General features: G+C 71.8%; 8 protein-coding genes. 3 read left to right on the top strand and 5 right to left on the bottom strand.

Features of this window, described 5'->3' with window-relative positions:
* Positions 1 to 19: 19 nt before the first annotated feature.
* The 5 genes from efeB to ACFU8Q_RS15255 form a co-directional block, all read right to left on the bottom strand.
* Positions 20 to 1,297, bottom strand: coding sequence for an iron uptake transporter deferrochelatase/peroxidase subunit (gene efeB / locus ACFU8Q_RS15235; RefSeq protein WP_384453069.1), 1,278 nt, complete (start codon positions 1,295 to 1,297; stop codon positions 20 to 22).
* A 20-nt stretch (positions 1,298 to 1,317) separates the two neighbouring features.
* A complete protein-coding gene (gene efeO, locus ACFU8Q_RS15240; protein ID WP_384453071.1) occupies positions 1,318 to 2,454 on the bottom strand; it encodes an iron uptake system protein EfeO in 1,137 nt (378 codons plus the stop codon).
* A 201-nt stretch (positions 2,455 to 2,655) separates the two neighbouring features.
* Positions 2,656 to 3,495 (bottom strand): heme ABC transporter ATP-binding protein, encoded by an 840-nt coding sequence (locus tag ACFU8Q_RS15245; RefSeq protein WP_384453074.1) that lies wholly within the window; start codon positions 3,493 to 3,495, stop codon positions 2,656 to 2,658.
* Positions 3,492 to 4,553, bottom strand: coding sequence for a FecCD family ABC transporter permease (locus ACFU8Q_RS15250; RefSeq protein WP_384453091.1), 1,062 nt, complete (start codon positions 4,551 to 4,553; stop codon positions 3,492 to 3,494). The genes ACFU8Q_RS15245 and ACFU8Q_RS15250 overlap by 4 nt, the downstream gene beginning before the upstream one ends.
* A gap of 35 nt (positions 4,554 to 4,588) precedes the next feature.
* Complete coding sequence (locus ACFU8Q_RS15255) at positions 4,589 to 5,671, bottom strand: hemin ABC transporter substrate-binding protein (protein ID WP_384453077.1); 1,083 nt, start codon at positions 5,669 to 5,671, stop codon at positions 4,589 to 4,591.
* A 137-nt stretch (positions 5,672 to 5,808) separates the two neighbouring features.
* On the opposite strand from ACFU8Q_RS15255, the gene ACFU8Q_RS15260 reads away from it, so the two are divergent.
* The 3 genes from ACFU8Q_RS15260 to ACFU8Q_RS15270 all read left to right on the top strand — a co-directional run bounded on the left by ACFU8Q_RS15260 (position 5,809) and on the right by ACFU8Q_RS15270 (position 9,852).
* Positions 5,809 to 7,386: an HtaA domain-containing protein gene (locus tag ACFU8Q_RS15260; protein ID WP_384453080.1), complete on the top strand. Its 1,578-nt coding sequence runs from the start codon at positions 5,809 to 5,811 to the stop codon at positions 7,384 to 7,386.
* Positions 7,387 to 7,440: 54 nt separating this feature from the next.
* Positions 7,441 to 9,033 carry an HtaA domain-containing protein gene (locus tag ACFU8Q_RS15265; protein ID WP_384453083.1) on the top strand — a complete coding sequence of 531 codons (1,593 nt, stop codon included), beginning with the start codon at positions 7,441 to 7,443 and terminating at the stop codon, positions 9,031 to 9,033.
* A gap of 81 nt (positions 9,034 to 9,114) precedes the next feature.
* Positions 9,115 to 9,852 (top strand): PhzF family phenazine biosynthesis protein, encoded by a 738-nt coding sequence (locus tag ACFU8Q_RS15270; RefSeq protein WP_384453086.1) that lies wholly within the window; start codon positions 9,115 to 9,117, stop codon positions 9,850 to 9,852.
* The last annotated feature ends 49 nt before the right edge of the window (positions 9,853 to 9,901 follow it).

Below are 9,901 nucleotides of genomic sequence, written 5' to 3' on the forward strand. Positions count from 1 at the left end.
CCTTTTCTACTTCGGCCCGTTACGAGAACAGCGCCCGGCCCCACCAGTCGTCCTTGTCGCGGACGCCCGGCGGGACGGCGAAGTGCGCCGAACCCACGTGCTGGATGTACTGGTTGAGTGCGTCGTGCGCAGCGAGGCGCCGCTGCAGCGGAATGAAGGCCTTGCGGGAATCGCGCTGGTAGGCGAGGAAGAACAGCCCGGCGTCGAGCCGGCCGAGGCCGTCCGTGCCGTCGGTGAAGGAGTAGCCGCGGCGCAGGATCGTCGCGCCGCCGTTGCTGTCCGGGTGGGCGAGCCGCACGTGCGCGGTCGGCAGCATCGCCTTCAGGAACGGTTCGTCGCGCTCCTTGGACTTGCCGACCGGGGCGCCCTCGCCCTTGTCGCGGCCGAAGATGTCCTCCTGCTCCTGGAGCGGGGCGCGGTCCCAGGTCTCGATGTGCATCCGGATGCGCCGGGCCACCAGGTACGAACCCCCGGTCATCCAGCCCGCGTCGTCCTTCTCGCCCACCCACACGTGCTTGTCCAGGGTGGCGGCGTCGGTGCCGGAGATGTTCCGGGTGCCGTCCTTGAAGCCCATCATGTTGCGCGGGGTCTGGGCGTCGGGCGTCGTCGAGGACGTCTTGCCGAAGCCCAGCTGGGACCAGCGGATCGCCGTGCGGCCCATGCCGATCCTGGCCAGGTTGCGGATGGCGTGCACCGCGACCTGCGGGTCGTCCGCGCAGGCCTGGACGCAGAGGTCGCCGCCGCTGCGGGCCGCGTCGAGGTTGTCGCCGGGGAACTTCGGCAGGTCGACGAGCGCCTCGGGACGCTTGTCCTCCAGGCCGAAGCGGCCCTTGGCGAAGAGCGAGGGGCCGAAGCCGATGGTGAGCGTGAGCCGGGACGGCTTGAGCCCCAGCGCCTCGCCCGTGTCGTCCGGCGGGGCCTCGGCGAGACCGCCGTACGCACCCTCGCCGACGGCGTGACCGGCCGTCATCCGCTCGGCCGCCCGGGTCCACTCCTTGAGCAGCGAGACCAGTTCGGCGCGGTCCTTCGTCGTCACGTCGAACGCGGCGAAGTGCAGCCTGTCCTGTACGGCGGTGGCGATACCGGCCTGGTGCGCACCGTGGAACGGCACGGCCGCCCCGCTGTCCGCGGCCGGCACCGGGTCGCTCCCCGGACGCACCGCGGCGACCGCGCCTCCGGCCGCGACGGCGCCGAGCGCCAGACCGGCGCCGCCCCAGCCGAGCAGCGCCCGGCGGGACGGGGCTCGGCCGCCGGAGGCCGCCGCGGGTTCGCTGGTGTCCTGCTTCTGATCGGACATGACCGGTCCCTCCCCGCCCGTTACTTCGTCACCGCGGCGGCGAGCCGGGACAGCGGCTCGGCCAGCGCGTTGACGGCGTCCGACAGTTCCTTGCGGTCGGCCTTGCCGACCTTCTCGTACGAGGTGAACTCGTAGGAGCTCTTGTCCTTGCGGTACTTGTCCAGCAGCGTGTTCAGCGCCGCGAACTGCTTGTCCAGGGACGCCGTCAGCGCCGGGTCGTTCTTCGAGGCGACCGGCTTCAGCAGCTCGTAGGACTTCTGCGCGCCCTCGACGTTGCCCTTGAAGTCGATCAGGTCGGTGTGGCTGTAGCGCTCCTCCTCGCCGGTGACCTTGCCGGTCGCGACCTCGTCGAGGAGCTCCTTGGCACCGTTGGCCATCGACGTCGGGGTGATGTCCGCCGTGCCGACCCGCTTCTGCCAGTCGAGCAGGTCCTTGTAGAGGACCGGCGCGAGGGCCTTCTCCTCGGCGCCGAGCTTCTTGTCGTGCCACAGCGCCTTTTCGAGACGGTGCCAGCCGGTCCACTTCTGGCCTGCCTCCAGGCCGTCCTCGCGGAGGTCGACCTTCGGGTCGATGTCACCGAACGACTCGGCGACCGGCTCCGTGCGCTCCCAGCCGAGCCGGGAATCCGCGTAGATCTTCTTGGCGGCCTCGATGTCCCCGGCCGCCACGGCGTCCGTGAACTTCTTGGCCTTCGGCAGCGTCTCGTCGGCCTGGGCCTGGACGTAGCTGCGGTACTCGGCGACGGCCTTGTCCATCTCGGGGCTGCGCTTGGCCGCGTTGCCACCGGTGACCTCGATCTTCTGCCGGATGCCGTTGCCCTTCATGCCCGGCTTGCAGGCGATCTCGTACGAACCGGCCTTGATCTCGGCCGTGATGGTGGCCTTGGTGCCGGGCCCGATGTTCTCGCGCTCGGCGACGATGCGGTCGTCCGGGAACAGGACGTAGACCTCGGTGACCTTCGAGCCCTTGTTCTGCACGGCCATTTCGATGTGACCGGCGGGCAGCTTCTTCTTCGAGACCTCGCAGGAGTCGTCCTTCGCGACGACCTGCAGAGCCCCGTCGCCCTTGCCGTCGCTCTTCTGTGCACAGCCCGTGACGGCGGTCAGGGCTGCCACCGTGGCGGCAGCGGTGACGACGGAGAAACGAACGGCTCGCATACGGGCTCCACAGAAGATGAAGGAGAAGCAGGAGAACGGGACAAAGACGGTCGGACAAAGGCAGGTGAGGCAGACCTAACTTAACCGAGGCTTACCTGACCGGTACCCACCCGTGTAGTGATTCACCTCTCATCCCGGTGGTGCGGGAACGGGCCGATCACGACTGCCTCATGAAGGCATCACGGAATGGTCAAGCGGAAGTCAAGTCCCTCGTGTCGGTACGACGAGGGGCGCACCGGTCCGCGGATGCGGGAACACCTCGACCGGCTGCCGGTAGACCTCGCCGAGCAGCTCGCCCGTGAACACCTCGGCGGGCGGGCCCGCCACCGCGATCCGCCCGTCGCGCAGCACGGCCGCCCGGTCCGCGTACGCCGCGGCCAGCCCCAGATCGTGCAGCACGACGACGACCGCGTCCCCGGCGGCGGCCCGCTCCCGGCAGATCCGCAGCACCAGCTCCTGGTGGCGCAGATCGAGCGCCGCGGTCGGCTCGTCGAGCAGCAGCAGCGGGGCGCGTTGCGCCAGCACCCTGGCCAGCGCGACCCGGGCCCGTTCGCCGCCGGACAGTGCGGAGAACGTACGCCCGGCGAACTCGGTGACCTCCGTGGCCGCCATCGCCGCGGCGACTGCCTGATCGTCCTCGTCCGCCCGCTCCGTCCCGGCCCACGGCGCCCGCCCCATCCGTACGACGTCCGCCACGAGGAACGGGAACGACAGCGCGGCGGACTGTGGCAGCATCGCCCGGCGCAGGGCCAGTTCGGCGGCCGACCAGTCGGCGACCGGGCGCCCGTCGATCCGTACCTCCCCGCGCTCGGCGGGCAGATCAGCGGCCAGCGCGGCCAGCAGCGTCGACTTCCCGGCCCCGTTGGGCCCGACGAGTGCCAGCACCTCGCCTGCGTGCGCGGTCAGTTCGATGGAGTCGAGCACCGGCCGCTGTCCCAGCCGCACCCGCAGCCCGCGCGTCTCGGCGACGGGGGAGCGGGGGGAGACGGGAGCGGGCAGCCGCCGGCCCCGTACCCGGAACGGGTTCTTCAGGGCCCTCATGCCCAACCACCTTGCCTGCGACGGGTCCTGCGCAGCAGCCAGAAGAAGAACGGGCTGCCGAAGAGCGCGGTCAGTACGCCGAGCGGCAGCTCGGCGGGATCGGCGACGGTACGGGCCGCGAGATCGCCCACCACCAGCACCAGAGCACCGCCGAGCGCGCTGCCGGGGACGAGGAGGCGATGCCCGGGACCGTTCGCCATGCGCAGCAGATGCGGAACGAGCAGCCCCACGAACGAGATGATTCCGGCGACCGCCACCGCGGCCGCGGTCAGCAGCGCCACCACGAGGACGAGCACGATCCGCAGCCGCTCGACATCGACCCCCAGATGCCGGGCGGGCCGCTCGCCGAGCGCGAGGAGGTCCAGCTTCCGGGCGTAGAACGGCGCGACGAGCAGCCCGAACACCGCGCACGGCAGCACGGCGAGCACCTTCGGCCAGGTCGCCTGCGCCAGCGAACCCAGTTGCCAGAAGGTGATCTGCGAGATCTGCGCGTTGTCGGCGAAGAAGACGAACAGCCCGATCAGCGCGCCCGCGAAGGCGTTGACCGCGATCCCGGTGAGGATCAGCGTCACGACCTCGGTCCGCCCGCCCGACCGCGACAGCGCGTACACCAGCAGCACGGTCGCGAGCCCGGCGGCGAACGCGCAGAGGGTGGTGGTCCAGTTGCCGAAGAAATTCAGCCCGAGCGCGATCGAGGCGACCGCGCCGACGGCCGCACCGGAGGAGATGCCGATCACTCCCGGCTCGGCGAGCGGATTGCCGAACACGCCCTGCATCAGGGCGCCCGCGCAGCCCAGCGACGCCCCGACGAGCAGCGCGAGGACGACCCTCGGCAGCCGTACGTTCCACAGCACGCTCTCACCGACCCGGTCGAGCGCCGCTCCACCGAGCCCGAGCCGGTGCTGGACGGAGGCGAGGACATCGCCGAGCGGGATGCTGTACGCGCCGAGTCCGGCGGAGAGCAGGCAGCACACCACGAGAGCGGCGACCAGCCCCGCGGTCAGGGCGAAGGCGGTGGAGCGGCGGGACCTGGGCGCCCGCGGTTCTGGGGCCGCCATGGTGGTCGGCCGGGTGTGTTGCCCGTACGAGGTGGTCACTTGGCCTCCTCGTCCTTCGGGTGGAGCTGCGCGATCAGTTCGCTCAGCACCCGGTCCGTGCGCGGCCCGTAGTTCAGCAGCACGCCGTCGTCGATGGAGACGATCCGCCGGTCCATCCCGGCCGGGGTCTCGGCGACGCCCGGGATCCTGACCAGGCCGTCGACGCCGCCCACCGATTCGAGTCCCTTGCTCATCACCAGGATGGCGTCGGGAGCGGCCTTGGCGAGGGCCTCGCTGGTGATGGCGGTGAAGTCCTTCTTCAGCCCGGATGCCTTGCCCGCGTCGACGGCTCCGGCCGCTTCGATGAGCGAACTCGCGCCGGAGTCGCGGCCGCCGAGCAGGTAGACGGAGGCCGAGCCGCGCAGATAGAGGAAGGCGACTCGGGGCTTCCCGCGCCCCTTCGGCGTGGCGGGTGCGGACTTCTGTACGGCTTCGATACGGGACCGGGTGCGCGCGTTCAGTTCCGCGCCCGAGTCCGGCACGCCCAGGGCCGCCGCCACGGTGTCGATCCGGGGGCCGACATCGGCGAGCCCCCTGGCCGGTTCGACCACGACCAGCGGAATGCCCGCGTCGCGGATCTGGTCGACGGCTTCCCCGGGGCCGGTCGTGGTGTCGGCGAGGACGACGGTCGGCTTCAGCGACAGCACGCTCTCCGCCGAGACGTCATGAGCGCGGGTCACCACCGGGAGTTCCGCCGCCTGTTCGAAGGTCGCGGTGATGTCGCGGGCCACGACCTGCCGACCGAGGCCGAGCGTGAAGACGATCTCGCTCAGACTGCCGGTCAGCGGAACGATCCGGTCCGCCGAGGTGACGGTGACCTCGGCGCCGTCCGCCGACTTCACCATGACCGGCAGGTGCGGCTTCGGGACGGTGGTCAGCGGCTCGACGCGGTCGGCCGGGGTCTCCTTGCGGTGGGCGGCGGGGGTCCCCGTATCCGTACCCCGGCCGCAGCCCGTCAGGACGAGGGCCAGGGCGACGACGGCCGTCAGGGCGCCCAGCGGTCCACGGGGCCTGACCGGCCCGCACCCCGGCCGCCGGGAGTCCTGACCCGGTGGGGCGAAGTCCTGCGAAAAGCGCACGGGGGCACCGTCCTGTCGTTCTGCGGTGAGCAGTTGGCAATGGATTGCGAGCAATGTGGTGGAAGGGGGTACCCGCCACGGAATGCGCATAGCTTAGGTTAGCCTTACCTGACTTGCTCGACCTCGGAGGGGTCCCCATGCTGCCGTCCAGACCTGCCCGCACGCCAGGACCTGTCCGGCGGATCTTCACGGGCCCGCGACGCCTGGCACGGCACCTCGCCGCGTTGTCGGAGTCGTCCAAGTACGTCCGGTACGAGGACGATCCTTCGCCCTGCGATGTACCGCACCGGACGCCGCGGGCTGATCCGCGAAGATCCGCCGGACAAGCCCTGACTGTCGCGCTTCTCGCGGCGCTGCTGGGAGCCCTGCTCCCGGCCACCACCGCGCAAGCGGCGAGCCGCACGGTGCAGGGCGGCCGACTGGACTGGGGCATCAAGTCCTCCTTCCAGAGCTACGTCACCGGCCCCATCGCCAACGGCAGTTGGAGCCTGACCGGCGGCGCCGCCACGGTCGGCGGCAGCCGGTTCCGCTTCCACTCCGCCGCCGGCTCCTACGACCCGGCGACCGGCGCCTTCCGATCGGGCTTCGCGGGCGGGGTCCGCTTCATCGGCCACCGGAAGTCCGACGGCAGCCATGAACTGGACCTCACCGTCAGCCGCCCCACTGTCCGGATCACGGGCGGCAACGGCACCGTGTACGCCGACATGGTCAGCAGGGACCGGGGGAGCGGCCGTGTCACCTCGGCCGCGCAGGTGCCGCTCGCGACGCTCGGGCTGTCCGGGATCGATATGAAGGGCGGTGCCACCCCCATCGTCCTCGGCAACATCCCGGCGACCCTGACTTCGCAGGGCGCGAAGGCGTTCGCCGGCTACTACACGGCCGGCACGCCGCTCGACCCGATCAGCCTCTCCGCGGACACCACCGCACCGGCCGGGAAGCCGGCCGCGTCCAGGTCCCCCGAGAAGCCGGCGGAGCCGAAGGAGACCGAGAAGGCGGAGAGGGCCGAGAAGGCCGCGGGCCGCTTCGAGGACGCCGCCGTCGACTGGGGCGTGCGCCGGACCTTCCGCGAGTACGTCACGGGCGCCGTCGGCAAGGGGAAGTGGACCCTCGCCGACGGCGCCCAGGACGGCGGGGCGCTCTTCCGCTTCCCGCGCGGCGAGGGTACGTACGACCCGAAGCGGCAGTCCCTGGACGCCGGTTTCGCGGGCAGCGTCCGCTTCACCGGCGCCGACGGGCTCGATCTGCAACTCTCCGCGGTCACGGTCCGGGTGAAGGCGGGCAGGGGCACGCTCTCGGCCGACGTCCTGAGCGGCGGCGACCGGCACAAGGCCGTCCCGCTCGTCACCTTCACCGTGAAGGACTTCGCACCGAAGGACGGCCTCGCCGTCCTCACCGAAGCCCCCGCGACCCTCACCGCCGACGGCGCCGAGGCGTTCGGCTCGCTCTACCGGGCGGGCACCACGATGGATCCCGTCTCGCTGGCCGTCGCCGTCGACAACAAGGCCCGACTGCCCGCCCTGCCCGACCTGGGCAGCGCCCCGGACCCGTCCGAAGCGCCCACGGAGAAGACCACCACCGAGGCATCGGCGTCCGGCTCCGGTGCCGGTTCCCGCAACTGGCTGTATCTCGGCACCGGCGGCGCGGGCGTGCTCGCCGCCGCCGCAGGCGCGCTCTGCGTCGCCCGCCGCCGCAGCGCCCGGCAGAGCACCGACTAGACCCCCGTCCCAGCCCGATTCACTTCCTGTCACTTCCTGAGGAGACCACCGACCATGGCAGCCACCCGCCGTCCCATTGCTCTCGCCGCCGCCGTCGCCACGGCAGCCGCCCTCGGCGCCACCGCGTTCGCCCTTCCGGCGCTCGCCGCCGACAGCACCGCCCCCGCGGGTGCGGCAGCCGCCGCATCGAAGACGGCACTGAAGGACGGCACGCTGGAGTGGGGCGTCAAGGAGTCCTTCCGCGCATACCTCGCCTCCTCGTTCTCCGGCGGGAAGATCGCCGTCAAGAACGGCGCCACCCAGGCACCCGACAACGGTGTGTTCACCTTCGTCAACGGCAAGGGCACCTACGACACGGCCACGCACGGCACCGACACCGCCTTCGAGGGCGGCGTCAACTTCTACGCCCACGGCGGCGTTCTCGACATCACGCTCTCGGACGTGAAGCTCGCCACGACCGGCACCGGCGGCGCGATCACCGTCGATGTCACGACCCCGGAAGGCACTCGCGACGACGTGGCGTTCGCGGCCCTCGACCTGTCGGCGGTGAAGCCGGGCCGGGGCGCGGACGGTGCGATGGTCTTCAAGGACATCCCGGCGACGCTCACGAAGGCGGGCTCCGAGGCGTTCAACGGCCAGTACAAGGAGGGCGACGCGCTCGACCCGGCCACGCTCTCGGTGAACGCGGCCCCGTCCCCGACCGAGGGGGCGACCCAGAAGCCGACCACCGAACCGACCGACAAGCCCACGACGGAGCCCACCGGTAAGCCGACCACCGAGCCCACGGACCGTCCCACCTCGACCGCGTCCCCGTCCCCGTCCGTCCCGTCCTCCCCCACCCCGTCCTCCTCCACCCCGGCCACCGACAAGCCGGCCACCGCGGACCAGGGTGCGATCGTCGACGGCACCCTGGACTGGGGCGTCAAGAAGTCCTTCCGTACGTACGTCACCGGCCCGATCGCCCACGGCAAGGTCGAGACGACCGCCGGCGCCACCGCGTCCGGCGACGGCTACCGATTCCCCGATGCGACCGGCCACTTCGACGCCGGGAAGCAGACCCTCGACGCGGGCTTCGACGGCAAGGTCCGCTTCCTGGGCCACGAGGAGAACGGCGCGTACACCCTCGACCTCTCCCTGACCGACGTGAAGATCCAGGTGAACGGAACAAAGGGGAGACTGATCGCGGACGTCTCCACCAAGGACCGCGAGACCAAGAAGGTCACCACCTACACCGGTCTGGCCGTTGCCGACCTGAAGCTGCCGAAGGGCGCACTCGCGGCCAGGAACGGCGCGGTGACGCTCTCCTCCGTGCCGACGACCCTCACCGCCGACGGAACCAGGGCATTCGGCGGCATGTACCAGGCGGGTGAGCCGCTCGACGCACTGACCGTCGTGGTCGCCCTCGACAAGGACGCCGAACTCCCGGGCAGTACAGGCAGCACGGGCGGCACGGGCGGCACCGGTTCCACCGGCTCCTCGGGTTTCGCGGGCGACGGCAGCGTGGGTGGTGGGTCGGTCGGCGGTTCGGGCTCCCTCGCCGCCACCGGCTCCGGCATCCCGGCCGGCACCCTGTTCGCCGCCTCGGGTGTCGTCGTGGCGGCCGGCGCCGGGGTGGTGATCGCCGCCCGCCGGCGCCGTACCGTTTGATCCGTCCGCACCTTTGGGCGACACCACCCGGGTGACGGCCCGGTCGCAGGGCAGTCACCCGGGCGGTGTTTGAATGCCCGGGTGAACGACAGCGACTTCGACGTGCCCGCAGGCATCGACGTACTGCGGGTGTTCTGCGACCACGACGGCCGGCACGGCAACGCCCTCGGGGTCGTACGCGACGGGCGTACGTACCCCGACGAGGCGTCCCGACAGGCCCTGGCCGGTCAACTGGGTTTCAGTGAGACCGTGTTCGTCGACGACCCCGAACGCGGACACGTCGACATCCACACGCCGGGACTCCGCCTCCCCTTCGCCGGGCATCCGCTCGTCGGCACCGCGTGGCTGCTCGACCTGGAGATCCTGGAGCTGCCGGTCGGAGAGGTCTTCGCGCGCCAGGACGGGGAGTTCACCTGGATCGCCGCCCGCCCCGAGTGGGCGCCGCCGCGCAGACTGGAGCGGTACGCGTCCGTCGCCGACGTCGAGGCGCTGACCGGGCCGCCGCCGGGCGAGGGCTGGTTGTACGTATGGGCCTGGGAGGACGAGGCGGCGGGGCGGGTCAGGGCGCGGGCGTTCCCGAGGCGCCGCTCCGGTGGAGCCGGGGCTCGCACCGGGGGGATCGTGGAGGACGAGGCGACGGGGGCGGCGGCGCTGCTGCTCAGCGCGGAGCTGGGCCGCGCCCTCAACATCAGGCAGGGACGCGGCTCCCAGATCCTCACCGCACCCGCGCCGGACGGCACGGTGGAGATCGGAGGCCGCGTCCTGCTGGCTGTTCGATCAGACCCGTCCGGCGGACATTCGAGCCCGTCCGGCGCCTGAGGGCGACGGCGGCGCGGCCGGCCGGGCCGACCGGTGCACCCCCGTCACC

Origin of the sequence: Streptomyces sp. NPDC057543, assembly GCF_042801895.1 — a bacterium.
Lineage (GTDB): Bacteria > Actinomycetota > Actinomycetes > Streptomycetales > Streptomycetaceae > Streptomyces.

Excerpts from the sequence above, each read along its gene's own strand:
- efeB (WP_384453069.1), bottom strand. The coding sequence starts at position 1,297 with ATGTCCGATCAGAAGCAGGACACCAGCGAACCCGCGGCGGCCTCCGGC.
- ACFU8Q_RS15245 (WP_384453074.1), bottom strand. The coding sequence starts at position 3,495 with ATGAGGGCCCTGAAGAACCCGTTCCGGGTACGGGGCCGGCGGCTGCCC.
- efeO (WP_384453071.1), bottom strand. The coding sequence starts at position 2,454 with ATGCGAGCCGTTCGTTTCTCCGTCGTCACCGCTGCCGCCACGGTGGCA.
- ACFU8Q_RS15250 (WP_384453091.1), bottom strand. The coding sequence starts at position 4,553 with ATGGCGGCCCCAGAACCGCGGGCGCCCAGGTCCCGCCGCTCCACCGCC.
- ACFU8Q_RS15260 (WP_384453080.1), top strand. The coding sequence starts at position 5,809 with ATGCTGCCGTCCAGACCTGCCCGCACGCCAGGACCTGTCCGGCGGATC.
- ACFU8Q_RS15265 (WP_384453083.1), top strand. The coding sequence starts at position 7,441 with ATGGCAGCCACCCGCCGTCCCATTGCTCTCGCCGCCGCCGTCGCCACG.